Below are 25,319 nucleotides of genomic sequence, written 5' to 3' on the forward strand. Positions count from 1 at the left end.
ATCATACGGCGCTGAGCGCCCTATCGGGGGGCCTGTGGCGTACTCCATGTGCGGCCAAGTCCCTGATCAGCGGCGCACCGCAGGAGACGACTCAGGCCCCGGCGGTCCCTGCCGTCTCGCCGAGCACATGGAGCTGGGTCGCGACGGAGCGGAAGGCGGGGGACTCGGCCGCCGCCTCCTCCAGCTTCAGCAGCGCCTCCAGGGCACCGGGCTCGGTGTCCACCAGAACGCCCGGGACGAGGTCGGCGAAGACCCGTACGCCGTGCACGGCGCCGACCCTGAGGCCCGCGCCCTCGACGAGCGCCGACAGTTGCCCGGCGGTGAAGCGCCGCGGCACGGGGTCGCCCTCGCCCCAGCGGCCGTCCGGGTTCTCGAGGGCCTGGCGGGCCTCCTTGAAGTGGCCGGCCAGGGCGCGGGCGAGCACGGCGCCGCCGAGGCCCGCCGCGAGCAGGCTGAGCACGCCACCGGGCCGCAGCGCGGCCACGGCGTTGCGCACGCCGTCGGCCGGGTCGTCGACGTACTCCAGGACGCCGTGGCACAGCACCGCGTCGTAGCCAGCGCGCTCGACCACGTCGAAGAGGCCGTGGACGTCGCCCTGGACGCCCTTCACCCGGTCGGCGACACCGGCCTCGGCGGCGCGGCGCTCCAGGGCGAACAGCGCGTTGGGGCTGGGGTCGACGACGGTGACCCGGTGGCCGAGGCGGGCGACGGGCACCGCGAACTTGCCGCTGCCGCCTCCGGTGTCGAGAACGTCAAGCGATTCCCGCCCCGTGGCCTTGACCCGGCGTTCGAGGGCGTCCTGGAGGACCTCCCAGACCACGGCTGTACGCAGAGACGCACGGGGGCGCATGGGGTCCGACACGGCAGTTGACTCCTCGGCGCGGGAGGGAAGGGTTCAGGCGCCCTCCACCCTATTGCCTCCGGTGGCCCGCCTGGTCACCGCGGTGACGCGCCCCGCCGGGCGTCTCGTACCGCGGACGCGGTCAGCCGGTGTCCGGTAAGCCACGGTCGCTCTCCACTTCGGCGTGCGGATGGTCGGCGTCCTGGCGCGGCTGCGGGAGGACGGGCTGCAGGACCAGCATCCGCTCGACGAGGCGCAGGAACATCGCCACGTCCCGTATCAGGTCGTCGGCGTCGCGGCGGCTGGCCGCGCCCTGGATGCCCGCCTCGGCGCGGGCCCGGCGCCGGGCCCCGGAGGCGAACAGCACGCTCCACTCGGTCAGTTCGGGCGCGATCTCGGGGAGCACCTCCCAGGCGCTCCGGATGCGGGCACGCCGTCGGGACGACGGCTCCGGCCGCCCCCGTGCCGCGAGCACGGCGGCGGCCGTGCGCAGGGCTGCGAGGTGGGCCGTGGCGTAGCGCTCGTTGGGCGTCTCGAGGACGGCTGCCTCGTCCAGCCCGGCGCGGGCCTGGGCGAGCAGGTCGAGGGCGGCGGGCGGGGCCGTGGTCCGGCGCAGCACGGGGTGGACGTCGCTCGCCGGGCCGGTCAGTGAGGGGGCAGGGCCGGTGGCACGGCGCCGGCGGGCGGCTGCTGCGTGATAGCTGGCCATGACGAACCTCCTGTCGTCTGCGTGACGGCCTTGCCCGAGAAGGGCTGCCGTATGTGTCCATCGTGCGATACGCCACTGACAATCCGTTCTGACCTGGGGCTTTGCTTCGATCGAAGGTTCGGGATAGTTTTTGCACTGACCAGTCAGTTCAAATACAGGGGTGGGAAGAACCGTGTCCGGTGTGGGTGTCATCGCCCGCGGGCTGGGGCTCAGGGGCCCGCGCGGCTGGGCCTTCCGCGACGTCACGTTCGACGCGGAGCCCGGTTCGCTGATCGCGATCGAGGGCCCGTCCGGGTCCGGCCGTACCTGTCTGCTGCTCGCGCTCACGGGACGGATGAAGCCGACGGCGGGCGAGGCCGTGCTGGGCGAGTACGGGCTGCCCAGGCAGATGGCGTCCGTGCGGCGGGTCTGCGGGCTCGCGCACGTCGCCGGGGTCACCGAACTCGAGCCGGCCCTGACCGTGGCCGAGCATCTGCACGAGCGGGCGCTGCTGCAGCGCCGGTTCGGCGACTCGCTGCGCGCGCTGCTGCGGCCGCGCGGCGAGCACGCGGCCGAGGAGAAGCTGCGGATCGACACCGCGCTGTCCGCCGCCGGACTGGACCGCGCGGCCCTGCCCAAGGGCGCGCGCACGGCCGTGCGCGACCTCGAGCGCCTGGAGGCGCTGCGGCTGTCGATAGCGCTCGCCCTGCTCGGCCGTCCCCGGCTGCTCGGCGTCGACGACACCGATCTGAAGCTCTCGGACGCCGAGCGGGACGAGGTCTGGGCGCTGCTGAGGTCGGTCGCCGAGTCCGGCACGACCGTCGTCGCGGTGTGCAGCGAGGCCCCCGAGGACGCCGTCGTCGTCACCACGGAGAACACCACGGGAAGGGAGAGGGCCGATGCGCTCGCCGAAACTGGCCGCGCTTGAGCTCAGGCGCTTCGGCAGGGGCAGGCTGCCCCGGGCCGCCCTGGTGGCGCTCCTGGTGCTGCCGCTGCTCTACGGCGCGCTGTACCTGTGGTCGTTCTGGGACCCCTACGGCCGCCTGGACCGCATCCCCGTGGCGCTCGTCAACGACGACAAGGGGGCGACGGCCGACGGGAAGAAGATCACCGCGGGCGACGACCTGACCGAGGGGCTGCGCGAGAGCGAGGTCTTCGACTGGCACGAGGTGAGCGCCGACGAGGCACGCGCCGGCCTGGAGGACGGCACCTACTACCTGTCGCTGACCATGCCCGCCGACTTCAGCAGGCGGATCGCCTCCAGCGCGGGCGACTCCCCGGAGACGGGCGCGCTCCAGGTGCGTACGAACGACGCCAACAACTACATCGTCGGGCAGATCTCGCGGACGGTGTTCAGCGAGGTGCGCCGGGCGGCCTCCACCAAGGCGTCGCGGTCCTTCCTGGACAAGATCTTCATCTCGTTCTCCGACATCCACGGCGCGACGGTGAAGGCCGCCGACGGGGCCGACAAGCTCAACGGCGGGATCGGCAAGGCGGAGAAGGGCGCCAAGGACCTGGCCGACGGGCTCAAGGACGCCAAGAGCGGCAGCGGCAGGCTCGCCAAGGGCCTGAAGAAGCTCAACACGGGTGCGGACGCCCTGGAGGACGGCGCGAAGCAGGTCGCGGCGGGCACGCAGACGCTCGCGGACAAGGTCGACGCGGTCGACAGGAAGGCGGGCCCGTTCCTGAAGGACAACGAGAAGACCATCGGGGACACCGCCCAGCTGGTCGCCGACTCCTCCAAGGCGATCCGCCACAACCTCGGCACCCTGGTCAGGACCGCCCCGGTCGCCGCCAAGGGCGCCCACACGGCCTCCGCCGCACTGCACGACGTCTACCGGACGCGCTGCGAGAAGCCCGTGCTGCCGGACGCGGCCTGCTCCGACCTGAAGAAGGCCGAGGAGGCGGCCGACGACGTGGCGGCGATCGCCGACGACCTCAACACGCTCATCGGCGACCAGGACGGCGACCTGAAGAAGCTCGACACGAACCTGGCCACCCTCCAGACGCAGGCCCAGGCCCTCGCCGACCGCGCGCCGCACCTCTCCGAGGACCTCGACGACGCCGTCTCCAGGATCGACAAGCTGAACGAGGGCGCCGGGAAGGTCGCCGAGGGCGCCAGGAAGCTGCACAAGGGGCTCGGCACGGCCTCCGGCGGCGCGAGCGACCTGGACGAGGGCATCGGCAGGCTCAAGACCGGCGCCGAGGACCTCAACGGCGGCATGTACAAGCTCGTCGACGGCTCCGGGAAGCTCGCGGGCGGGCTGCACGACGGCGCCGGGAAGATCCCCGACTACGGCAAGAAGGACCGCGACCGGCGCACCGAGGTCATGGCGGACCCCGTCCACCTCGTCTCCAGGGACCTGCACGAGGCGCCCAACTACGGCACCGGGTTCGCCCCGTACTTCATCCCCCTGTCCCTGTGGGTGGGCGCGATGGTGGCGTACATGCTGATCCCGCCGCTGAACCGGCGCGCGCTCGCCACGGGCGCACCGGCCTGGCGGATCGCGTTCGCGGGCTGGCTCCCGGTGGTGGCGATCGGCGTGCTGCAGACGGTGGCCCTGATGGCGGTGCTGCACTGGGCGATCGGCCTGCGGATGGTGCGGGCGGCCGGCACGATCGGCTTCCTGTTCCTGGTGACGGCGTGCTTCGCGGCGATCGTGCAGTGGCTGAACGCGCGCTTCGGGGCGGCGGGCCGGATCCTCGTCCTCGCCCTGCTGATGCTGCAGTTGACGTCCGCGGGCGGCACCTACCCCGTGCAGACGAGTCCGGGCTTCTTCACCGCGCTCCACCCCTTCCTGCCGATGAGCTATGTCGTGCAGGCCCTGAGGCGGCTCATCACGGGCGGCGGCGCGGGACCGGTGTGGCACGCGTGCGTGGTGCTCGGCGCCTTCACCGCGGGCGCCCTGGCGCTGACCGCGCTGTCGGCCCGCCGCCGGCAGGTGTGGACGCTGGAGCGGCTGCACCCGGAGCTGAGCCTGTGAGCGCCGCGGTGCCGACGGGAGGTGCGGCTGCTGTGACAATCGGAGCCATGGAAAGCAGCAGCACCGCCTCGGGCGGCAGCACGCGCCGCGAGGCCACCCGGCAGAGGCTCTACGAGGCGGCCGTCACGCTCATCGCCGAGCAGGGCTTCTCCGCCACCACGGTGGACGAGATCGCCGAGCGGGCCGGGGTGGCGAAGGGCACGGTCTACTACAACTTCGCGAGCAAGTCCGTCCTCTTCGAGGAACTGCTGCGGCACGGCGTCGGGCTCCTCACCGCCTCCCTGCGTGAGGCGGCGGAGAAGACGGCCAGGGACGGGGGCGGCGGGCTGGACGCCCTGGACGCGATGATCCGGGCCGGTCTGGTCTTCATCGACCGCTACCCCGCCTTCACCCAGCTGTACGTGGCCGAGCTGTGGCGCACCAACCGGGCCTGGCAGTCCACGCTGATGGTGGTCAGGCAGCAGGCGGTCGCGGTGGTCGAGGACGTGCTGCGCGAGGGAGTGGCGAACGGCGAGTTCAGCGACGAGATCGACGTGCCGCTGACCGCGTCGGCGCTGGTCGGCATGGTGCTGGTGGCCGCGCTCGACTGGCAGTCCTTCCAGCCGGAGCGCTCCCTGGACGACGTGCACGCGGCGCTGTCCCGGCTGCTCCAGGGGCGCGTGAGCGGGAGCGGGCGCCGCTGAGTACGCCACCGAGCCGCTGATCGCACCGGCAAGCCCTGATCCCCCCAGGGAACCCCTGACCACCCCGGAGACACGAAAGCGCCGGTCCGGTGCGGCCGCGTCCCCCGCGGGCCGCCTCGAACCGGCGCCCTCTCGTGCTCCCCCGTTTCCACTTCCCCCCGTTGGGCCCCCGTTCTCGGTCGTTCCCCCGGGTTCCCCCGTGCCTCGCTCCCGCCGGCCTCGGCCGGCGGAAGGAGCGGATCGCGGGCGGTTCCGTTCCGGCGCCCCGTGCCGCCGGTGCCGGAGCCGAGCCCCTCTCCGTGTCTCCACTGTCTCGTTCCCGCAGGTCGCGGCCCATCCGCGCGGCTACTCATCTCCATCACTAGGTACGGATACTCAAGGCTGCGCACTCACCCCCAGGGTGCTGTCTCCCCGACTGGTCATCAGCGCGCCCGCGCCCGTACTCCCCCGCCCGTCCTGCCACGGGCGGGAGCGCCTGCCGTGACTGTCGGTGGCGGTCGATAAAGTCGCAGGCATGGGACGGATTGCGGTGATCGGCGCCGGGACGGGCGCGATGGCGGCCGCCGCCCGGCTGGCCGTCGCGGGCCACCGGGTGACGGTCTACGAACGTGCGGAGACGTACGGCGGAGCGGTGCGCCGCTTCGAGCGGGACGGCTTCGGCTTCGACACCGGCCCGGGGCTGCTGACGCTGCCCGCCGTCTGGCGCGATCTGTTCGTCAAGACCGGCAAGGAGCCGCTGGAGGCCTGCGTCGAACTGGTCCAGGCCGACCCGTCCGCTCGGCACGTGTTCGCGGACGGGACCGAGGTGGTGCTGCCCAACGCCTCGCGCGCGGGGGTCGTCGCCGCCCTGGACGAGGCGCTCGGGACCGGCGCCGGCGACCGCTGGGGCGACTTCCTGGTGCGCGCCCGCGAGACCTGGGACCGCACCCGCCGTCCGCTCCTCGAGGAGCCCCTCTGGCCGAACTGGCCGGTGCTCGCGGAGCGTGAGCCCTACCCGGCGGTCCCGCACAAGCGGCTGCTGCGCACCCGGCGGGCCGCCACGCTCGCGGAGATCGGCGCCTGGGAGCTGCGCGACCCCCGTCTCACCGCGCTCCTGGAGAGCCACGCCCTCGCCCACGGCCTCGATCCGCGCACCGCTCCGGCCGGCGCGGCCGTGCTGCCCTACCTGGAGCACGCCTTCGGGACCTGGTACGTGCGCGGTGGCACAAGGGAGTTGGCGCGCGCGGTGTACGAGCGGTGCCTGGCCCGCCGGGTCGAGTTCCGCTTCGGCGCCGAGGTGACGGGCGTGCTGGAGAAGGACGGCCGGGCGGCGGGGGTGGAGCTGACGGAGGGCGCCTCCCGGGCCCCCGGCTCCGGCTCCGGCTCCGGAGGAGTGACGGTCGAGGAGGCGGACCACGTGGTCGCCGGTGTCCATCCGCGGAGGCTGCGGGAGCTGACGCGCCACCCCCTCGACGACGAGGGCGACGTACGGCCGGACACCCGCCCGCGCCCCGGACGGTTCACCGTGCTGCTCGCGCTGCGCGGCCCGCGGGAGCCCGGCGCGGTGCACCGCACGGTCGTCCACGCCCCCGACCGCACGGCGGAGTGGGACTTCCTGGCGGGCCGCTCGAGCGAGCCCGTCCGGCCCACGGTGACCGTGTTGCGGCCGGACGACCCGGCGCTGCGCCCGGACGGGGAGCACGAGTCGGTGGTCGTGTCGGCGGTGGTGCCGCCGGAGACCGGCGGGCGCCCGGCCGCACGGCGCGAAGCCCTCGCCGACGTGCTGGTCACCGCGGCGGAGGCCGCGATACCGCGGCTGCGGGAGCGGATCCTCTGGCGCGAGGTGCGGGCGCCGGGCCACGGCGAGGAGGGGACGGGCGCCGGATCGGGCGAGGTGTCCCCGCCCTCACTGGCCGCCGGGCAGGGGCGTTTCCTGCACCCGGCCAACACCACCCGCCTGCCGGGGCTGTACCGGGTCGGCCGCTGGTCGCACCCCGGTGGCGGCCTGCCGCACGCCGGGATGTCGGGCGCGCTGGTGGCCGGCCTCATCGTGGAGGGACCGCAGTTCAGGGGCTCTCAGTGAGCGCCCTGCGCCGAGCGGCGCGCGGGCGAGCGGCTCAGAACCGGTACTGCTCGTCGAACCCGTTCCCCTGCGGCCGGCCCTGGCCGTCGCCCTGGTAGGGGTAGTTCTGCTCCGGCGGGAGTTCACCGCCGTAGGACTCGTCGGTGCGCTGCTGCGGGACCCACACCGCGCCGGACGGGGTCTCGCCGCCGTAACCGCCGGTGGCGTACTGCTGCTGGTCCTGGCCGTACCCCTGCTGGCCGTACTGCTGCCCGTAGGCGGCGTCGTAGCCGCCGTACGTCTGGGTGCCGATGTACGGGTCGGAGTAGGCGGCGTACTGCTGCTGGCCGCCGGTGTCGTAGCCGTACTGCTGCTGGTCGTAGCCGGAGTAGTCGTAGCCGTAGGACTGGTCGGCGCCCTGGGCGGCCGTCGCGTACTGGTCCTGGGCCTGCTGGGCCTGGCCCGCGCCGGCGTAGGCGGAGGTGTCGTACACGCCGTAGGAACCGGTGTCGTCGGGCATGGGCTGCGGCTCGTACACCATGGTGCTCTCGGCGGCCGTGGGCTGGGCGGGCGTGAAGACGTCGTCGCGGTCGTAGTCGTCGTCGTTGAGGGCGGCGTTCTCGCGGGTGTAGGCGGCCCGCTCGTCGTATCCGCCGTCGTCCGGCTCGAGGTCGGAGACCTCCAGGGCCGGGTCCTGGTGGTCCGCCCTGCCGCGCCGCCGCTTGCTGCCGTCGTCGCCCTCCGGGCGCTTGACCGCCCAGCCCGCGGAGAAGCCGCGGCGGAAGGAGAGGGTGACGTAGGTCTGGCCGACCGCGAACGCCGCCGCGCCCAGGCCGATGACGACCACCGAGGGGATCAGCACGCCGATGACGACGCCCAGGAAACCCGCGAACGCGAGCAGCCGCCAGCGCAGCCGCGCCTTGTACTGCAGCAGCACCTCACCGAGCAGCCACAGCGCGACGATGCCGAACGCGATATAGAGGACCGTCCAGCCCATGTACGCCCCTCTCCCAGTCGCCGCTACGCAGTGTGTCGTACACCGGTGCGGCCGGTCTAGGCCTGCGGGGGGTGGTGCAGGCCCAGGTTCTCGTAGATTTCCAGCGTCGCCGTGGAGTTGTTGAGCGTGATGAAGTGCAGCCCGGGCACTCCCTCGGCCAGCAGCCGCGCGCAGAACTCCGTGGCGAATTCGATGCCAATGGAGCGTACAGCGGCCGGATCGTCTTTTGCTGTGAGGATCCGCTCTTTCAGGACGGAGGGGATGTGGGCGTTGCTGAGCTGCGGCAGTCGTTCCAGCATCTTCACACTGGTCACCGGCATCACTTCCGGGATGACGGGCGTCTCGCAGCCCGCCGCGGTGACGCGGTCGCGCAGCCGCAGATAGGACTCCGGCTGGAAGAACATCTGCGTGACGGCGTAGTCGGCGCCGGCCCGGCACTTGTCGACGAAGTGGGTGACGTCGGTGTCCCAGTCGTCGGAGCGCGGGTGCATCTCCGGGAAGGCCGCGACGCCCACGCAGAAGTCGCCGGACTCCTTGATGAGGTGGACGAGGTCCGCGGCGTAGACGAGGCCCTTCGGGTGCGGCACCCACTCGCCCATGGGGTCGCCGGGCGGGTCGCCGCGCACGGCGAGCATGTTGCGGATCCCGGCGTCGGCGTACTGGCCGATGATGTTGCGCAGTTCGGCGACGGAGTGGTTGACCGCGGTGAGGTGGGCGACCGGGGTCAGCGTGGTGTCGGCGACGATCTGCTGGGTCTCCCTGACCGTGCCCGCCCGTGTGGAGCCGCCGGCGCCGTAGGTCACGGAGACGAAGTCGGGAGCCACGGCCTCGACCCTGCGCAGCGCGCTCCACAGGTTCCGCTCGCCCTTGGGGGTCTTGGGCGCCGAGAACTCGAAGGAGTACGTCGTCTTGCCCGTGGCGAGCATGTCGCGCACGGTGCGTGCGCGATCAGTCCGGGTGGATGCGGTTCCGAGGGCCATACTCGCAGGTTAACCAGGGGCCGACGGTCCCCCAACCGAACGCGGGATTTTTACCCGAATTGTCGACCTGTTGTCCACGCCTCGGACAGCCGGGGCGCTCAGGCCTGCCGCAGCCGCTGCGCGAACTCCGCCGCGGCGGCGCCCGGGTCGTCGGCCTCGGTGATCGCGCGGACGACCACGACCCGGCGGGCGCCCGCGTCGATCACCCGGTCGAGGTTGCCGAGGTCGATGCCGCCGATGGCGAACCAGGGACGGTCGGTGCCGAGGGCGGCGGTGTACCGGACCAGGTCCAGGCCGGGGGCGTGGCGGCCCGGCTTGGTGGGGGTCGGCCAGCAGGGACCGGTGCAGAAGTAGTCGACGCCCTCCTGGACGGCGGCCGCCGCGGCCTCGGACTCCGCGTGCGTCGAACGGCCGATGAGGACGCCGTCGCCGAGAATCGCCCGGGCCGCGGGGACCGGGAGGTCGTCCTGGCCCAGGTGGAGGACGCCGGCGCCGGCGGCGTGCGCGACGTCCGCCCGGTCGTTGACCGCGAGCAGCCTGCCGTGGCGGGCGCAGGCCTCGGCGAGGACCTCGAGGTGCTCCAGCTCCTCGCGCGCCTCCATCCCCTTGTCGCGCAGCTGCACGATGTCGACACCGCCCGCCAGGGCGGCGTCCAGGAACTGCGGCAGATCGCCCTGGCGCCTGCGGGCGTCCGTGCAGAGGTAGACGCGGGCGTCGGCGAGGCGGGCGCGGGCGGTGGCTGCGGTGCCGGGCATGCGGGTGTCCCCCCGTGGTCGGTGGCGTACGGGCCGCGGGCCCGGAAGCGTCGGCTTCCCTGCGGCGGGCCGCGCCGTAGCGCGGCCGCGGCCCGCGCGGACCCCGGCCCCGTACGCCGGACGGTGTTCGGATCAGCGGGTGATCAGCGGGTTCGGCTCAGACGGCGAGCGCCTGGGCGCGGCGCTTCACCTCCGTGCCTCGATTCTCGCTGAGGGCCTGGGCGGGGGTGCCCGGCAGGCTCTCGTCGGGGGTGAAGAGCCACTCCAGCATCTCTTCGTCGGTGAAGCCGTCGTCCCGCAGGAGCGTCAGGGTGCCGCTGAGGCCCTTGACGACCTTGTCCCCGTCGATGAAGGCGGCGGGGACGTGCAGTGCGCGGTTCTCGCCCCGGCGTACGGCGATGAGCTGGCCCTCCTTGACCAGCTGCCGCACGCGCGTCACCTCCACATCGAGCATCTCCGCGATGTCGGGGAGGGTGAGCCAGGCGGGGACGAGAGCATCGATCTTTGCGTCAATCTCGGTCACGGAATCAAGCCTGCCATCCCGCACCGACAGTCGGAAGCCGGGCCGGTCCGACCCGGGGCTTCGCGTCAGGCCGCGGCCGCCTTCAGGGGCCGGGCCGGATCCGCCAGGCGCTCCGGGTCCATCGGGGTCCCGGCCTCGATCAGCCGTCTGCCCTGCGCCAGGTCCCTGGGCCGGCCCACCGCCAGCAGTGCGACCAGGCGGTTGCCGCGCAGCCAGCAGACGGACCAGGCGGGCCCGGCCGGGTCGCCGCGCCACAGGGTGGTGTCGGCGCAGGGGTGATGGCCGGCGTACTGGACGAAACGGCCGAACTGCTCGGACCAGAAGTACGGGACCGGGTCGTAGACGGCCGGTGGCGCGCCGGTGGTCTCGCCCACGATGTTCGCGGCCACCGTGCGCGGCCCCTGGAGGGCGTTGTCCCAGTGGTGGACCAGCAGGCGCTCGCCGTAGCGCCCCGAGGGGAAGGAGGCGCAGTCGCCGACGGCGTACACGTCCGGCGCCGAGGAGCGCAGACGGGCGTCGGCGACGACCTCGTGGTGCCTGCCGAGCTCGATACCGGAGCCGGCCAGCCAGGCGGTGGCGGGGCGCGCGCCGATGCCGACCACGACCGCGCCCGCGGGCAGCCGCGAGCCGTCGTCGAGGACGACCGCGCCGGGCTCGACGCGCCGCACGCGCGCGTGCGTACGCAGCTCCACGCCGGCGTCGGCGTACCAGGCCGCCATCGGCGCGGCGACCTCGGCCGGCAGGGCGCCCGCGAGGGGCCGGTCCGCCGCCTCGACGACCGTCACCGCGCAGCCGGCCTCGCGCGCGGCGGTGGCGAACTCGGCGCCGATCCAGCCCGCGCCGACCACCACGATGTCGTGCTGCCGGGCGAGCACCGGGCGCAGCCGTTCGGCGTCGTCCAGGGTGCGCAGCAGATGCACGCCGGGCACGCCCTCGGCGCCCGGCAGCCGGACCGGCTCGGCACCGGTGGCGATCACGAGGACGTCGTACGGGACGGGCCCGGCCCCGGTGTCCAGCTCGTGCTCGCCGGGACGCAGGCCCAGCACCTCGCAGCCCAGCCGCAGCCCGATGCCGAGCGCCTCGAAGTCGACGTCGAAGGCGGAGCCCTCGGCCTTGCCGAGCAGGACGGCCTTGGACAGCGGGGGCCGGTCGTAGGGCTGGTGGGGTTCGGCGCCGATCAGCGTCACGCTGCCGGTGAAGCCCTGTTCCCGCAGGGCGACCGCGGTCTGCACACCGGCCATGCCCGCACCCACCACGACCACGCGCCGCGAGGGCGGCCCGTCCGTTTCCCGCGTCTGCTCGTTCACCTGATCACCCTAGCCAACTGACAAATCGTCAGTCAGCGGTCGTGCCCGGTGACCTGCTCCACAACACTGGTCCCGCTGCCGTCCCGCGACTCCCACTCCCAGGTCTCCTCCAGCCGGACGCGCCCGTCCGGCAGTTCCACCACCGTGGACACGCAGTGCCCCGAGGACGTCGTCCCGTCCCGCTTGAGCTGCACGTACCGGAAGTCCAGCCGGTCGCCCGCCCGGGTGCCCACCAGGCGGCCCCGCACGACGTCCCCGCCCGCGTATTCGGCCCAGATCCCGCCGTCCTTCTCGTGGTAGCGGAACCGGGTCCGCGTACCCACCTGACCTGGGGCCTGGTCGGCGACCGGGGCGAGGACGAGGCCGTCCAGCGAGCGGGACACGGCGGCGGGCTCCCTTACAGAGGCGGGCGGGGTCGGGCTAGGGTGGCCACCGTACAAGCACTCGCGGGAGCCCGGACGCACCGGGCTGAGAGGGAGGCTGGCGGCCTCCGACCGTACGAACCTGATCCGGGTCATGCCGGCGAAGGGAGGGGCTGGACGCCCATGCCGTCACGTACGTCAGACGTCCTCGTCATCGGGGGCGGGATCATCGGCCTGGTCACGGCCTGGCGCGCCGCGCAGCGCGGGTTCGCCACGGCCGTCGTGGACCCCGAACCGGGGGGCGGGGCCGCGCAGGTGGCCGCGGGCATGCTGGCCGCGGTCACGGAACTGCACCACGGCGAGCAGACCCTGCTCGGCCTGAACCTCGCCTCGGCCCGCCGCTATCCGGACTTCGCGGCCGAGCTCACCGGTGTCACCGGCCATGAGCTGGGCTATCGCCGGTGCGGCACGCTGGCCGTCGCGCTGGACGCCGACGACCGTGCCCACCTGCGCGAACTGCACGCCCTGCAGCGGGAGTCGGGCCTGGAGTCGGAGTGGCTGTCGGGGCGCGAGTGCCGGCGCCTGGAGCCGATGCTCGCGCCGGGCGTGCGCGGCGGGCTCCGGGTCGACGGCGACCACCAGATCGACCCGCGGCGCCTGGCACGAGCGCTGGTGGCCGCGTGCGAGCAGGCCGGCGTGGTCCTCCACCGCGCGTGGGCGGAGCGTCTCCGCGTCGCGGGCGGCCGGGCCGCCGGTGTCACCACGGCGGACGGGACCGAGCTGGGCGCGGACCAGGTGGTGCTGGCCGCCGGCAGCCTCAGCGGGCGGCTGCCGGGCGTGCCGGACGAGGTGCTGCCGCCCGTGCGGCCGGTGAAGGGGCAGGTGCTGCGGCTGACCGTGCCGCGGCGGCTCGCGCCCTTCCTGAGCCGCACCGTGCGCGCCGTGGTGCGCGGCAGCCACGTCTACCTGGTGCCGCGTGAGAACGGCGAGCTGGTGATCGGCGCGACCACCGAGGAGCTCGGCTGGGACACCACGGTCACCGCTGGCGGGGTGTACGAGCTGCTGCGCGACGCGCACGAGCTGGTCCCCGGCCTCACCGAGCTGCCGCTGACGGAGACCCGCGCGGGGCTGCGCCCGGGCTCCCCCGACAACGCCCCCCTGCTCGGCCCGACGGAGCTGCCGGGGCTGCTGCTGGCCACCGGGCACCACCGCAACGGCGTGCTGCTCACCCCGGTCACCGGTGACGCCATGGCCCACGTCCTGGTCACCGGCCGGCTGCCGGACGAGGCCCGCCCGTTCACCCCGAGGCGCTTCGCGCGCGTGGAGCAGCCCGTATGAACGTCTCCGTCAACGGGGAGCTCCGTCAGTTCGCTCCCGGCACCGCTCTCGACACCGTCGTCAGGACACTGACCCCGGCCCCCTCCGGGGTCGCCGCCGCCCTCAACGAAACCGTCGTCCCGCGCGCCGAGTGGCCGTCGACGTCCCTCTCCGAGGGAGACCGCGTCGAGGTCCTCACCGCCGTCCAAGGAGGCTGACCCATGGCCGACGATCCCCTCGTCATCGGCGGCACGTCCCTCACGTCCCGCCTGATCATGGGCACCGGCGGCGCCCCGAGCCTCGACGTGCTGGAGCGGGCGCTGGTGGCGTCCGGCACGGAGCTGACCACGGTCGCGATGCGGCGCGTGGACGCCTCGGTGCACGGCTCGGTGCTGTCCGTGCTCGACCGGCTCGGCATCCGGGTGCTGCCGAACACGGCGGGCTGCTTCACCTCCGGGGAGGCGGTGCTGACCGCGCGGCTGGCCCGCGAGGCGCTCGGCACCGACCTGGTCAAGCTGGAGGTGATCGCCGACGAGCGCACGCTGCTGCCCGACCCGATCGAGCTGCTGGACGCCGCCGAGACCCTGGTCGACGACGGCTTCACGGTGCTGCCGTACACCAACGACGACCCCGTGCTCGCACGGAGGCTGGAGGACGCCGGCTGCGCGGCGATCATGCCGCTCGGCTCTCCCATCGGCTCCGGTCTCGGCATCCGCAACCCGCACAACTTCCAGCTGATCACCGAGCACGCGCGCGTGCCGGTGATCCTGGACGCGGGCGCCGGCACGGCATCGGACGCGGCGCTCGCGATGGAGCTGGGGTGCGCGGGGGTGATGCTCGCCTCGGCGGTGACCCGGGCGCGGGAGCCGCAGCTGATGGCCGAGGCCATGAGGCACGCCGTGGAGGCGGGCAGGCTGGCGCACCGGGCGGGCCGCATTCCGCGCCGCCACTTCGCCGAGGCGTCCTCGCCGCACGAGGGCCGGGCGCACCTGGATCCCGAGCGCCCCGCCTTCTGAACGGGCGTTCGACGGAATCCGGGAGCCGGTGCGAGGTCCGTCACAGGTCGGCTGCAGTCACGCCCCGATCCGGCGGGAACGCGGGGCGCTGTCGGTCGCGGCTCGTACACTCACCTGCGTGGATACGACCCTTCAGGACCCTTTGGTCGGGCAGGTGCTCGACGGGCGCTACCGCGTGGACGCGCGGGTCGCGGTCGGCGGGATGGCCACGGTCTACCGGGCCCTGGACACCCGCCTGGACCGTGTGCTCGCGCTGAAGGTGATGCACCCGGCCCTCGCCGCCGACGGCACGTTCGTCGAGCGGTTCATCCGGGAGGCGAAGTCGGTCGCCCGGCTGGCCCACCCGAACGTGGTGCAGGTCTTCGACCAGGGCACCGACGGGTCCTACGTCTATCTCGCCATGGAGTACGTCGCCGGGTGCACCCTGCGTGACGTGCTGCGCGAGCGCGGGGCGCTGCAGCCGCGCGCCGCCCTGGACATCCTGGAGCCGGTCCTCGCCGCGCTCGGTGCCGCGCACCGGGCCGGGTTCGTGCACCGGGACATGAAGCCGGAGAACGTCCTGATAGGGGACGACGGCCGGGTGAAGGTCGCCGACTTCGGGCTGGTCCGCTCGGTGAACACGGTCACCAACACGACGGGAACCGTCCTCGGCACCGTCTCCTACCTCGCCCCGGAGCAGATCGAGCACGGCATCGCCGATCCCCGGGTCGACGTGTACGCGTGCGGCGTCGTGCTCTACGAGATGCTGACCGGGGACCGGCCGCACGGCGGGGACTCCGCGGCCACCGTCCTGTACAAGCACATCCACGAGGACGTCCCGCCGCCGTCGGCCGCCGTGCCGGGGCTGGCGTACGAGCTGGACGAGCTGGTCGCGGTGGCCACCGCCCGCACCGCCGCCCGCCGGCCGCAGGACGCGGTGGCGCTGCTCGCGCACGTGCGTGACGTCCGGCTCGCGCTCGACGCGGACCAGCTCGACGCGATGCCGCCGCAGGCCCTCGCCGCGGACCACCGGGACATCTCCCAGGACCGTACGAGCGTGATCCCGCGCGCGCTGACGACGCAGCGCCCGCTGCCGGTGAACGAGGACGACGTCCACCGCACCAGCCTGCTGGAGAGCCCGCCGCCCCTGCCGCCGCGCCGCCGCCGCGGCGCGGGTGGCCGGCGCGGTCCGGTCGCGATCGTGCTCGCCGTGCTGCTGGCCCTCGGCGTCGGCGCGGGCGTGTGGTACATCAACTCCGGCCAGTTCACCAAGGTCCCGCCGGTGCTGGCCAAGAGCCAGTCCGAGGCGCGCAGGCAGCTCGGCGACGCCGGACTGGACCTCGGGAAGGTCGAGCACGCCTACAGCGACACGGTGAAGCGGGGCACGGTCATCAGCTCCGATCCGGTACCCGGTACGCGCGTCCGGGACAACGCCTCCGTGACGCTCACCATCTCCGACGGCCCGGAGACCGTGCGGGTGCCGGACCTGGAGGGCCGGCCGCTGGCCCGGGCGAGGGCCGAGCTGAAGCAGGCCGCCTTGGAGCCCGGCATGGTCACCCGCGAGTTCAGCGACACCGTCGAGAAGGGCTCCGTGATCTCCACCGATCCGCAGGCCGGGACCGAGCGGCACGCGGGCTCGGCGATCGCCCTGGTCGTCAGCAAGGGCACCCCGGTCGACGTCCCGGACGTCACCGGTGAGGACCTTCAGGAGGCGAAGGCCGACCTGCAGGACGCGGGCCTGGCGGTGCGGGTCGCGCCCGAGCGCGTCAACTCCGAGTTCGACAAGGGCCAGGTCGCCACCCAGACGCCCGCGGGCGACGGCCGGGCCGCCGAGGGCGACACGGTCACCCTGACGCTGTCCAAGGGCCCGGTGATGGTCGTGGTCCCGGACGTCACCGGTGACAACGTCGACGACGCGAAGCGGACGCTGGAGGACGCCGGCTTCAAGGTCGACGAGAACCGCGGCCTGCTGGGGCTGTTCGGGGACACGGTCAAGGACCAGTCCGTGAAGGGCGGCGACAAGGCGCCCAAGGGGTCGACGATCAGCATCAAGATCCGGTGACGGAGCGGGCCGCGGCGCGTGACACCCTTGAGGGGTGAAGAGCCAGCAGCCCCGCAACCCTGTCGGCGGCCACGTCCCCGTGGCCGGCGGCCTGAGCTCCGTCGGCCTGTCCTACGCCCATGACCTGAAGGCCGAGACGGTGCAGGTCTTCGTCGCCAACCCGCGCGGCTGGGCGACGCCCGCCGGGAATCCGCGCCAGGACGAGGAGTTCCGCGCGGTGTGCGAGGCCGAGTCGATCCCGGCGTACGTCCATGCCCCGTATCTGATCAACTTCGGCTCGCACACCGAGGCGACCGCCGAGAGGTCCGTGGAGTCGCTGGCGCACTCGCTGCGCCGCGGGCGGGAGATCGGGGCGCTCGGCGTGGTCGTGCACACCGGCAGCGCGACCGGGGGCCGGGATCGCTCCGTGGCGCTGAAGCAGGTGCGGGAGCGTCTGCTGCCCCTGCTGGACGGGCTCACCCGTGACGACGATCCCTTCCTGCTGCTGGAGTCGACGGCCGGGCAGGGCGCCTCGCTGTGCTCGCGGACCTGGGACTTCGGGCCGTACTTCGAGGCGCTGGACGCCCACCCCAGGCTCGGCGTCTGCCTGGACACCTGCCACATCTTCGCCGCCGGACACGACCTGACCGGGCCGGGCGGCATGCACCGGACGCTGGACCTGCTCGTGGAGACGGTCGGGGCGGGCCGGCTGAGGCTGATCCACGCCAACGACTCCAAGGACGTCGTCGGCGCCCACAAGGACCGGCACGAGAACATCGGCGCGGGCCACATCGGCGAGGATCCGTTCCGGGCGCTGATGACCCACCCGGCGACCGAGGGCGTGCCCCTGGTCATCGAGACGCCCGGCGGCAAGGAGGGGCACGCGGCGGACGTGGAGCGCCTGAAGAAACTCCGCGACTCCTGACGCGCGGGAATACCCCTGGGGGGTATGCGGTCTCCAGCTCCTGCAGGAACCGTGACCTGACATTGGGGGCAGTGATGCACGACCAGACGCACGCAGCGGCACACGCACCGGCGCCGGTGCGGACGCACACACACCACCACCCGGCCGGCGCCACCTGGAGCACGGCCGCCCGGGCGACCCTGCACTGCCTCACCGGCTGCGCCGTCGGCGAGGTACTGGGCATGGTCATCGGCACCGCGCTGGGCTGGGGCAACCTCTCCACGACGGTCCTGGCGATCGTCCTGGCGTTCTTCTTCGGCTACTCGCTCACGCTGCGCGGCGTGCTGCGGGCCGGCGTCGGCTTCCGTACGGCCCTCCGGGTGGCGCTGGCCGCGGACACCCTGTCCATCGCGGTGATGGAGCTGATCGACAACGGCGTGATCGCGCTGTGGCCGGACGCGATGGACGCCACCCTCGCCGACCCGCTGTTCTGGGTCTCGCTGACGATCTCGCTGGCGCTCGCCTTCGTCGCGACGACGCCCGTCAACAAGTGGATGATCGGCCGCGGCAAGGGTCACGCGGTGGTCCACGCCCACCACCGCTGACGGCGTCCGCCGGGAGTCAGAGCTCGGGGCCCTCCCCGGGCTCCTCCTGGTAGGAGTAGCGCTGCTCCCTCCAGGGATCACCGACGTTGTGGTAGCCGCGCTCCTCCCAGAAGCCGCGGCGGTCGGCGGTCATGTACTCCACGCCGCGCACCCACTTGGGGCCCTTCCAGGCGTACAGATGGGGGACGACGAGGCGCAGCGGGAAGCCGTGTTCCGCCGTCAGCAGCTCGCCGTCCTTGTGGGTGGCGAAGATGCTGCGCTCCGAGGCGAAGTCCGCGAGGCGGAGGTTGGCGCTGAAGCCGTACTCGGCCCACACCATCACATGGGTGACCGCGGGAGCGGGCGGGGCGATGCGGAGGATCGTACGGGCCGGGATGCCGCCCCATTCGGCGCCGAGCATGCTGAACTTCGTCACGCAGTGCAGGTCGGCCACCACGGTGGTGTACGGCAGCGCCGCGAACTCCTCATGGGTCCAGCAGTGCTTCCCGCCGTCCGCGGTGGCGCCGAAGACCCGGAACTCCCAGCGCTCGGGGCGGAACCTGGGAACGGGGCCGTAGTGCGTGACCGGCCAGCCCCGCTGCAGCCGCTGTCCCGGCGGAAGCTCGGGCTGTGCCGCTCTTCCCGAATCGTGTTCTCCCGATCCTCGCTCCACCGGCTGACCCATGCCTCCATCCTGACAGACCGGGGACGGTGCCCCTGACCGGCCTCCGCGAACCGGGGCAATAGCCGCCGGGCGCGCCCATACCCACTAAGTGAAGACTTACTGGACGATCTTGGGTGCCGGTGCAATCATGCGGCCCAACCTGCCCGTTCCCCCGCGGAAGGAGCCTCTGCGATGCAGGGCGACCCCGAGGTCATCGAATTCCTCAACGAGCAGCTCACCGGTGAGCTGACCGCGATCAACCAGTACTTCCTGCACGCGAAGATGCAGGAGAACTTCGGCTGGACCAAGCTCGCGAAGTACACGCGTCACGAGTCCTTCGACGAGATGAAGCACGCGGAGGTGCTCACCGACCGCATCCTCCTGCTCGAGGGGCTGCCGAACTACCAGCGGCTCTTCCACGTGCGCGTGGGGCAGACCGTCAAGGAGATGTTCGAGGCCGACCGGCAGGTCGAGGTCGAGGCCATCGACCGCCTCAGGCGGGGCATCGCGGTGATGCGCGAGAAGGGCGACATCACGTCCGCCAACATCTTCGAGGACATCCTGGCCGACGAGGAGCACCACATCGACTACCTGGACACCCAGCTGGGGCTGGTGGAGAAACTCGGCGAGGCGCTCTACATCGCGCAGCTGATCGAGCAGCCGGAGAGTTAGGCGGAGGAGCTCAGGCGGCCTCGTCGAGCCCGGCGAGGGCCGGCGCGCCCGGTTCGGCGAGCTCGTGGCGGGGGCACGCGCCGCGGCCCAGGAGCGCCTGGATGCGCCGTACGCACGAGCCGCAGTCCGTGCCCGCCTTGCACGCGGAGGCCATCGCGCGGGGGGTGCGGGCGCCGTCGTCCGCGTGCTGCTTGACCTGCTGCTCGGTGATGCCGAAGCAACTGCAGACGTACACGCGGTTCACCTCCCGGCGGGTTCGATGTGGTGCCGTCCCGACTGATCGGTGAGGCTAACCTAACCTTACCCGCCGTGCGGAGTCCGCAAAAGTGCCGAGGGGCGCGGATCGGATGTGATCCGCGCCCCACCGCCGCTCACTGGTCCCGGTACATCTCCGCGACGAGGAACGCCAGGTCGAGGGACTGGCTGCGGTTCAGCCGCGGGTCGCAGGCCGTCTCGTAGCGCTGGTGCAGGTCGTCGACGAAGATCTCGTCGCCGCCGCCCACGCACTCGGTGACGTCGTCACCGGTGAGCTCGACGTGGATGCCGCCCGGGTGGGTGCCCAGGCCCTTGTGGACCTCGAAGAAGCCCTTGACCTCGTCGAGCACGTCGTCGAAGCGGCGGGTCTTGTGCCCGGAGGCCGCCTCGAAGGTGTTGCCGTGCATCGGGTCGGTCACCCAGGCCACGGTGGCACCGGAGGCGGTGACCTTCTCGACCAGCTCCGGGAGCTTGTCGCGGATCTTGTCCGCGCCCATGCGGACGACGAAGGTCAGCCGGCCCGGCTCACGCTCGGGGTCCAGACGCTCGATGTACTGCAGGGCCTCCTCGGCCGTCGTGGACGGGCCGAGCTTGATGCCGAGCGGGTTGCGGATCCTCGAGGCGAACTCGATGTGCGCGCCGTCCAGCTGCCGGGTGCGCTCGCCGATCCACACCATGTGCGCCGAGACGTCGTAGAGCTGCCCGGTGCGGGAGTCGACGCGGGTCAGCGCCGACTCGTAGTCGAGCAGCAGCGCCTCGTGCGAGGCGTAGAACTCGACCGTCTTGAACTCCTCCGGGTCGGCCCCGCAGGCGCGCATGAAGTTGAGCGCGTTGTCGATCTCGCGGGCCAGCTGCTCGTAGCGCTGGCCGGAGGGGGACGACTTCACGAAGTCCTGGTTCCAGGCGTGCACCTGGCGCAGGTCCGCGTAGCCGCCGGTGGTGAAGGCGCGCACCAGGTTGAGCGTGGAGGCGGACGCGTGGTACATCCGCTTCAGGCGCTCGGGGTCCGGGACGCGGGCGGCCTCGCTGAAGTCGAAGCCGTTGACCGAGTCGCCGCGGTAGGTCGGCAGCGTCACGCCGTCGCGGGTCTCGGTGTTCTTGGAACGCGGCTTGGAGTACTGGCCGGCGATGCGGCCGACCTTCACGACCGGCACCGAGGCGGCGTAGGTCAGCACGGCGCCCATCTGCAGCAGCGTCTTGAGCTTGCTGCGGATGTGGTCGGCCGACACCGCGTCGAAGGCCTCGGCGCAGTCGCCGCCCTGGAGGAGGAACGCCTCTCCCTTGGCGACGGCCGCCATCCGGGCGCGCAGCTGGTCGCACTCGCCCGCGAAGACGAGCGGCGGATACGACTCGAGGTCCGCGATCACTGCGCGCAGAGCCTCGGTGTCGGGGTACTCGGGCTGCTGCGCCGCGGGCAGGTTTCGCCAGGTGTTGCCAGCACTCGCGCTGGTCTTAGCGTTCACGGTCACGGCCTCAACATTACGGGGTCGTGTCGGGCCTCCCGCCCCGTGCCCATCAATTGAGACACGGCGTACGGCGGCGGGACATGCGGTAAAGTGCCCCGCATGTTCGCGCATTCGACCCGCACCTGGTGGTGGACCGCTCATCCGGCGGCCCACTGACTGCGCGTACGCAAGACTTCGCGAAGGCCGCCCGAGGGGCGGCCTTCGGCGTTCCCGGGGCCCGTTCCTCACCGACTCGACGGAAGAGGACCGATGGACCTGACCCGGCTCGTGCACGACCCCCGACCCTTCGCCCTGCTGCGCCGCCGCGCGCCGGGCCGGGACGGGAACACCGTCGAGCTGCTCCTCGGCCCGGTGACCACCCGCGACCGCCTGGCCGACCTCCCCGACGAGGGCCTCGCCCTGGTGCCCTTCCGTCAGATCCGCGAGCGCGGCTTCGACGTCCGCGACGACGGCACCCCGCTGATGTTCCTCAGCCCCGAGGAGTCCTGCGAGATCCCGCTCGCGGACGCCCTCGCACAGCTCCCGGCGCACGACGTGCGCGTGGTGGGCGGCGGCTTCGACGTGGACGACGAGGAGTACGGCGAGATCGTCGGGCGGGTACTGCGGGACGAGATCGGGCGGGGCGAGGGCGCCAACTTCGTGATCCGCCGGACGTACCAGGGCGAGATCCCGGGGTTCTCCCGCGCGGACGCGCTCGCGCTCTTCCGCAGGCTGCTGGAGGTCGAGCGGGGCGCGTACTGGACGTTCGTCGTGCACACCGGGGACCGGGAGGCGGGTGGGCGGACCCTGGTCGGGGCCAGCCCGGAGGTCCACGTGCGGATGTCCGGCGGCACGGTCGTCATGAACCCGATCAGCGGGACGTACCGCTATCCCGCCGGGGGCCCGGCCCCGGAGCACCTGCTCGGCTTCCTCGCCGACGGCAAGGAGATCGAGGAGCTGTCGATGGTCGTCGACGAGGAGCTCAAGATGATGTGCACCGTCGGCGACATGGGCGGGGTCGTGGTCGGTCCGCGGCTGAGGGAGATGGCCCACCTCGCGCACACCGAGTACGAGTTGCGCGGCAGGTCGTCGCTGGACGTGCGCGAGGTGCTGAAGGAGACCATGTTCGCGGCCACCGTCACCGGGTCGCCGGTGCGCAACGCCTGCCGGGTCATCGAGCGCCACGAGACCGGGGGGCGCGGCTACTACGCGGGCGCCCTGGCGCTGCTCGGCCGGGACTCCGGCGGCGCCCAGACCCTCGACTCCCCCATCCTGATCCGCACCGCCGACATCTCCGGCGACGGCCGCCTGGCGGTTCCGGTCGGCGCCACGCTGGTCCGCGGCTCGGACCCGGCGGGCGAGGTCGCGGAGACGCACGCGAAGGCGGCGGGCGTGCTGGCGGCCCTGGGGGTGCGCCCGGCACGGCCGCGTGCGGAGCACGCGCGGACACGGCTCGCCGACGACCCGCGCGTGCGTGCCGCGCTCGACGGGCGCCGGGCCTCGCTCGCCCCCTTCTGGCTGCGGATGCAGGAGCGCTCCGCGCGGCTCGACGGGCACGCCCTGGTCGTGGACGCGGAGGACACCTTCACCGCGATGCTCGCGCATGTGCTGCGGTCGAGCGGGCTGGAGGTGAGCGTCCGGCGCCACGACGAACCCGGGCTGCGCGACGCCGTGCTCGCCCACGAGGGCCCGGTCGTCCTCGGCCCCGGTCCCGGCGATCCCTGCGACCCGGGCGATCGAAGGATGCGCGCCCTGCGGGCGCTGACCGCCGAGGTGCTCCTCTCCCACGCCCGGCTCCGCTCGCGCGGCGGGACCCCCGTCCACCGCCACGGCGTCCTCGGCGTCTGCCTGGGCCACGAGCTGATCGCGGCCGAGCTGGGCCTGGAGATCGTACGCAAGGAGGTGCCGTACCAGGGGGCGCAGACGGCGATCGACCTGTTCGGGCGGACCGAGACGGTCGGCTTCTACAACAGCTTCGTGGCGCGCTGCGACGACGAGGCCGGGGCGGAGCTGGCCGCGCACGGCATCGAGGTCAGCCGCAGCCCGTCGCACGAGGTGCACGCGCTGCGCGGCCCGGGCTTCGCCGGCGTGCAGTTCCACCCGGAGTCGGTCCTGACGCTCGACGGCGTCTCGGTCGTACGGGAGCTGGTCGCTCAGCTGCGCGGCACCAGCACGTTCTCCGAGCGGCGGCCGGCCCGGTAGTCGAGGACGTTCTTCACCGTGGCCTCGATGATCTGGCCGACCGCGTCCTCGGTGTAGTACGCCTGGTGGGAGCTGACCAGGACGTTGGGGAAGGTCAGCAGGCGGGCCAGGGTGTCGTCCTCGATCGCCTCCAGCGACCGGTCGACGTAGAACAGCCCGGCCTCCGCCTCGTACACGTCGAGCCCGACACCCGTGAAGCGGCCCTCGCGCAGCTCGGCGACGAGGGCCGCGGTGTCGATCAGGCCGCCGCGGCTGGAGTTGACCAGGATCGCGTCGTCCTTCATCGCCTTCAGGGCGTCGGCGTCGATGAGGTGCTGGGTCTGGGGCATCAGCGGGACGTGCAGGGTGATCAGGTCGGACTCGGCGAGCAGCTGCTCCTTGGGTACGTAGGTCATGCCGAGTTCCCGGCACGCGGGGTTCTCGGCGACGTCCCAGCCGAGCAGCCGCATGCCGAAGCCGTGGGCGATCCGGGCGAACGCCTCGCCGATCTTGCCGGTGCCGAGGACGCCCGCGGTGCGGCCGTGCATGTCGCGGCCCATCAGCCCGTCGAGCCGGAAGTCGAAGTCCCGCGTGCGGGTGGAGGCGCGGACGATACGGCGGTTGACCGCCATGGCGAGGGTCCAGGCGAACTCGGCGACCGAGTACGGCGAGTAGTACGAGACCCGGGCGACGGTCAGGCCGAGGCGCTGGGCGACGTCGAGGTCGACGTTGTTGAAGCCGGTGGAGCGCTGGGCGACCATCCGCGTGCCGCCGGCCGCGAGGAGCTCGAGGACCCGGGCGCCGAGATCGGCGTTGACGCTGGTGGAGACGATCTCGTGGCCTGCCGCGATGGGCGCGGTGTCCTCGTTGAGGAAGACGTCGAGGCAGCGGACCTCCTGCTGCCCCTGGAAGGCCCGCTCGATCAGTGGCTTCTCGTCGGCCTGCACGCCGAAGGCCAGGATCTCCACGAAGCGGCTTCCCTTCCGGTGGGTGATGGGCCGAATATACGGCCCACCACCCTGACGCGCCGGTCCGGGGTCAGCCGAAGAAGACCCCGGCCTCCTCGTACAGCCCCGGGTCCACCGTCTTCAGCCGGGCGGTGGCGTCCGCGATCGGCACGCGCACGATGTCGGTGCCGCGCAGGGCGACCATCTTGCCGAAGTCGCCGTCGCGGACGGCCTCGATGGCGTGCAGGCCGAAGCGGGTGGCGAGCCAGCGGTCGAAGGCGCTCGGCGTGCCGCCGCGCTGGATGTGCCCGAGGACCGTCGTGCGGGCCTCCTTGCCCGTGCGCTTCTCGATCTCCTTGGCCAGCCACTCGCCGACGCCGGACAGCCGGACGTGGCCGAAGGAGTCCAGCGACTGGTCCTTGAGGACCATCTCGCCGTCCTTGGGCATGGCGCCCTCGGCGACGACCACGATCGGGGCGTACGACGCCTTGAAGCGGGAGGTGACCCAGGCGCACACCTGGTCGACGTCGAAGCGCTGCTCGGGGATGAGGATGACGTTGGCGCCGCCCGCGAGCCCGGAGTGCAGGGCGATCCAGCCGGCGTGACGGCCCATCACCTCGCAGACCAGGACGCGCATGTGCGACTCGGCGGTGGTGTGCAGGCGGTCGATGGCCTCGGTGGCGATGCCGACCGCGGTGTCGAAGCCGAAGGTGTAGTCGGTCGCGGACAGGTCGTTGTCAATGGTCTTCGGTACGCCGACGACGGGGATCCCGTACTCGTCGGTGAGACGTGCCGCCACGCCCAGGGTGTCCTCGCCGCCGATGGCGATGAGCGCCTCGACCTCCAGCTTGGCGAGGTTCTCCTTGATCCGGCGGATGCCGTTCTCCTGCTTCAGCGGATTGGTGCGCGAGGAGCCGAGGATGGTGCCGCCGCGGGGCAGGATGCCGCGCACGGCCGGGATGTCGAGGCGTACGGTGTCGCCCTCGAGCGGACCTCGCCAGCCGTCCCGGAAGCCGACGAAGTCGTAGCCGTACTCCTGCACGCCCTTGCGGACGATGCCCCGGATGACGGCGTTGAGCCCGGGGCAGTCGCCGCCTCCGGTCAGTACTCCGACCCGCATGGAAAAGTCCCTTCGCCGCGGTTGCCTGGTGAC

At 72.8% G+C, this 25,319-nt stretch carries 26 protein-coding genes and 1 riboswitch; of the genes, 13 read left to right on the forward strand and 13 right to left on the reverse strand.

Annotated elements, in window-relative coordinates:
- Window positions 1-91: 91 nt before the first annotated feature.
- Both ACJ9NR_RS11080 and ACJ9NR_RS11085 read right to left on the reverse strand, forming a co-directional pair.
- Window positions 92-862, reverse strand: coding sequence for a methyltransferase (locus ACJ9NR_RS11080; protein WP_412487356.1), 771 nt, complete (start codon window positions 860-862; stop codon window positions 92-94).
- Between the two features lie 121 nt (window positions 863-983).
- Window positions 984-1,550, reverse strand: coding sequence for an SAV_6107 family HEPN domain-containing protein (locus ACJ9NR_RS11085; RefSeq protein ID WP_412487357.1), 567 nt, complete (start codon window positions 1,548-1,550; stop codon window positions 984-986).
- 172 nt (window positions 1,551-1,722) lie between these two features.
- Between ACJ9NR_RS11085 and ACJ9NR_RS11090 the strand changes: the two genes are divergently transcribed.
- From ACJ9NR_RS11090 to ACJ9NR_RS11105, 4 genes are all read left to right on the forward strand, one after another.
- Window positions 1,723-2,457: an ATP-binding cassette domain-containing protein gene (locus ACJ9NR_RS11090; RefSeq protein WP_412487358.1), complete on the forward strand. Its 735-nt coding sequence runs from the start codon at window positions 1,723-1,725 to the stop codon at window positions 2,455-2,457.
- Window positions 2,429-4,513, forward strand: coding sequence for a YhgE/Pip family protein (locus ACJ9NR_RS11095; RefSeq protein ID WP_412487359.1), 2,085 nt, complete (start codon window positions 2,429-2,431; stop codon window positions 4,511-4,513). Before ACJ9NR_RS11090 ends, ACJ9NR_RS11095 begins: the two co-directional genes overlap by 29 nt.
- Before the next feature lie 47 nt (window positions 4,514-4,560).
- Window positions 4,561-5,196 carry a TetR/AcrR family transcriptional regulator gene (locus ACJ9NR_RS11100; protein ID WP_412487360.1) on the forward strand — a complete coding sequence of 212 codons (636 nt, stop codon included), beginning with the start codon at window positions 4,561-4,563 and terminating at the stop codon, window positions 5,194-5,196.
- A 514-nt stretch (window positions 5,197-5,710) separates the two neighbouring features.
- Window positions 5,711-7,258, forward strand: a complete 1,548-nt coding sequence (locus ACJ9NR_RS11105) for a phytoene desaturase family protein (protein ID WP_412487361.1) — start codon at window positions 5,711-5,713, stop codon at window positions 7,256-7,258.
- A 34-nt stretch (window positions 7,259-7,292) separates the two neighbouring features.
- Here the strand turns inward: ACJ9NR_RS11105 and ACJ9NR_RS11110 are convergent, their stop codons facing one another.
- From ACJ9NR_RS11110 to ACJ9NR_RS11135, 6 genes are all read right to left on the reverse strand, one after another.
- Complete coding sequence (locus ACJ9NR_RS11110; RefSeq protein WP_412487362.1) at window positions 7,293-8,234, reverse strand: SCO2102 family sporulation regulator; 942 nt, start codon at window positions 8,232-8,234, stop codon at window positions 7,293-7,295.
- Window positions 8,235-8,290: 56 nt separating this feature from the next.
- Window positions 8,291-9,214 (reverse strand): methylenetetrahydrofolate reductase [NAD(P)H], encoded by a 924-nt coding sequence (metF, locus tag ACJ9NR_RS11115; RefSeq protein WP_412487363.1) that lies wholly within the window; start codon window positions 9,212-9,214, stop codon window positions 8,291-8,293.
- Window positions 9,215-9,312: 98 nt separating this feature from the next.
- Complete coding sequence (gene thiE, locus ACJ9NR_RS11120; protein ID WP_412487364.1) at window positions 9,313-9,969, reverse strand: thiamine phosphate synthase; 657 nt, start codon at window positions 9,967-9,969, stop codon at window positions 9,313-9,315.
- Between the two features lie 157 nt (window positions 9,970-10,126).
- Entirely contained in the window at window positions 10,127-10,492 is a 366-nt protein-coding gene (locus ACJ9NR_RS11125) for an Rv2175c family DNA-binding protein (RefSeq protein WP_031483328.1), read from the reverse strand.
- A 65-nt stretch (window positions 10,493-10,557) separates the two neighbouring features.
- Window positions 10,558-11,799 carry an NAD(P)/FAD-dependent oxidoreductase gene (locus ACJ9NR_RS11130; RefSeq protein WP_412487365.1) on the reverse strand — a complete coding sequence of 414 codons (1,242 nt, stop codon included), beginning with the start codon at window positions 11,797-11,799 and terminating at the stop codon, window positions 10,558-10,560.
- Window positions 11,800-11,831: 32 nt separating this feature from the next.
- Window positions 11,832-12,182: an avidin-fold protein gene (locus tag ACJ9NR_RS11135; RefSeq protein ID WP_412487366.1), complete on the reverse strand. Its 351-nt coding sequence runs from the start codon at window positions 12,180-12,182 to the stop codon at window positions 11,832-11,834.
- Window positions 12,183-12,235: 53 nt separating this feature from the next.
- Window positions 12,236-12,347, forward strand: a riboswitch (TPP riboswitch).
- Here ACJ9NR_RS11135 and thiO point away from each other — a divergent pair.
- The 6 genes from thiO (at window position 12,345) to ACJ9NR_RS11165 (ending at window position 18,023) form a co-directional block, all read left to right on the forward strand.
- Window positions 12,345-13,499 carry a glycine oxidase ThiO gene (thiO, locus tag ACJ9NR_RS11140; RefSeq protein WP_412487367.1) on the forward strand — a complete coding sequence of 385 codons (1,155 nt, stop codon included), beginning with the start codon at window positions 12,345-12,347 and terminating at the stop codon, window positions 13,497-13,499. It overlaps the preceding riboswitch by 3 nt.
- The gene (thiS, locus tag ACJ9NR_RS11145; protein WP_412487368.1) at window positions 13,496-13,696 is read left to right on the forward strand and encodes a sulfur carrier protein ThiS; all 201 of its coding nucleotides are present in this window, start codon (window positions 13,496-13,498) and stop codon (window positions 13,694-13,696) included. The genes thiO and thiS overlap by 4 nt, the downstream gene beginning before the upstream one ends.
- 3 nt (window positions 13,697-13,699) lie before the next feature.
- On the forward strand, window positions 13,700-14,494 hold the full coding sequence (locus ACJ9NR_RS11150; RefSeq protein ID WP_412487369.1) for a thiazole synthase: 795 nt from the start codon (window positions 13,700-13,702) through the stop codon (window positions 14,492-14,494).
- 118 nt (window positions 14,495-14,612) lie between these two features.
- Window positions 14,613-16,535, forward strand: a complete 1,923-nt coding sequence (pknB, locus tag ACJ9NR_RS11155) for a Stk1 family PASTA domain-containing Ser/Thr kinase (protein ID WP_412487370.1) — start codon at window positions 14,613-14,615, stop codon at window positions 16,533-16,535.
- Between the two features lie 34 nt (window positions 16,536-16,569).
- The gene (locus ACJ9NR_RS11160) at window positions 16,570-17,439 is read left to right on the forward strand and encodes a deoxyribonuclease IV (protein ID WP_412487371.1); all 870 of its coding nucleotides are present in this window, start codon (window positions 16,570-16,572) and stop codon (window positions 17,437-17,439) included.
- Window positions 17,440-17,513: 74 nt separating this feature from the next.
- Window positions 17,514-18,023, forward strand: a complete 510-nt coding sequence (locus tag ACJ9NR_RS11165) for a DUF4396 domain-containing protein (protein ID WP_412488801.1) — start codon at window positions 17,514-17,516, stop codon at window positions 18,021-18,023.
- Between the two features lie 16 nt (window positions 18,024-18,039).
- Here the strand turns inward: ACJ9NR_RS11165 and ACJ9NR_RS11170 are convergent, their stop codons facing one another.
- Complete coding sequence (locus ACJ9NR_RS11170) at window positions 18,040-18,687, reverse strand: sulfite oxidase-like oxidoreductase (protein WP_412487372.1); 648 nt, start codon at window positions 18,685-18,687, stop codon at window positions 18,040-18,042.
- Between the two features lie 171 nt (window positions 18,688-18,858).
- Here ACJ9NR_RS11170 and bfr point away from each other — a divergent pair, with 171 nt between their 5' ends.
- Entirely contained in the window at window positions 18,859-19,338 is a 480-nt protein-coding gene (bfr, locus tag ACJ9NR_RS11175) for a bacterioferritin (protein ID WP_412487373.1), read from the forward strand.
- Window positions 19,339-19,348: 10 nt separating this feature from the next.
- Here bfr and ACJ9NR_RS11180 read toward each other — a convergent pair whose 3' ends face one another.
- Both ACJ9NR_RS11180 and ACJ9NR_RS11185 read right to left on the reverse strand, forming a co-directional pair.
- Complete coding sequence (locus tag ACJ9NR_RS11180) at window positions 19,349-19,582, reverse strand: (2Fe-2S)-binding protein (RefSeq protein WP_412487374.1); 234 nt, start codon at window positions 19,580-19,582, stop codon at window positions 19,349-19,351.
- A gap of 127 nt (window positions 19,583-19,709) precedes the next feature.
- A complete protein-coding gene (locus ACJ9NR_RS11185; RefSeq protein ID WP_412487375.1) occupies window positions 19,710-21,062 on the reverse strand; it encodes a class II 3-deoxy-7-phosphoheptulonate synthase in 1,353 nt (450 codons plus the stop codon).
- A gap of 96 nt (window positions 21,063-21,158) precedes the next feature.
- On the opposite strand from ACJ9NR_RS11185, the gene ACJ9NR_RS11190 reads away from it, so the two are divergent.
- Both ACJ9NR_RS11190 and ACJ9NR_RS11195 read left to right on the forward strand, forming a co-directional pair.
- Window positions 21,159-21,215 (forward strand): trp operon leader peptide, encoded by a 57-nt coding sequence (locus ACJ9NR_RS11190; RefSeq protein ID WP_078493144.1) that lies wholly within the window; start codon window positions 21,159-21,161, stop codon window positions 21,213-21,215.
- Between the two features lie 93 nt (window positions 21,216-21,308).
- Window positions 21,309-23,240, forward strand: coding sequence for an anthranilate synthase family protein (locus ACJ9NR_RS11195; RefSeq protein WP_412487376.1), 1,932 nt, complete (start codon window positions 21,309-21,311; stop codon window positions 23,238-23,240).
- Here ACJ9NR_RS11195 and ACJ9NR_RS11200 read toward each other — a convergent pair.
- Together ACJ9NR_RS11200 and ACJ9NR_RS11205 are read right to left on the reverse strand one after the other, a co-directional pair.
- Window positions 23,192-24,187: a 2-hydroxyacid dehydrogenase gene (locus tag ACJ9NR_RS11200; protein WP_412487377.1), complete on the reverse strand. Its 996-nt coding sequence runs from the start codon at window positions 24,185-24,187 to the stop codon at window positions 23,192-23,194. The genes ACJ9NR_RS11195 and ACJ9NR_RS11200 overlap by 49 nt on opposite strands.
- 70 nt (window positions 24,188-24,257) lie before the next feature.
- Window positions 24,258-25,286, reverse strand: a complete 1,029-nt coding sequence (locus ACJ9NR_RS11205; protein WP_412487378.1) for a 6-phosphofructokinase — start codon at window positions 25,284-25,286, stop codon at window positions 24,258-24,260.
- Window positions 25,287-25,319 lie beyond the last annotated feature (33 nt).

The sequence above is a fragment of the Streptomyces sediminimaris genome, from assembly GCF_047049295.1.
GTDB classification, from domain to species: domain Bacteria; phylum Actinomycetota; class Actinomycetes; order Streptomycetales; family Streptomycetaceae; genus Streptomyces; species Streptomyces sediminimaris.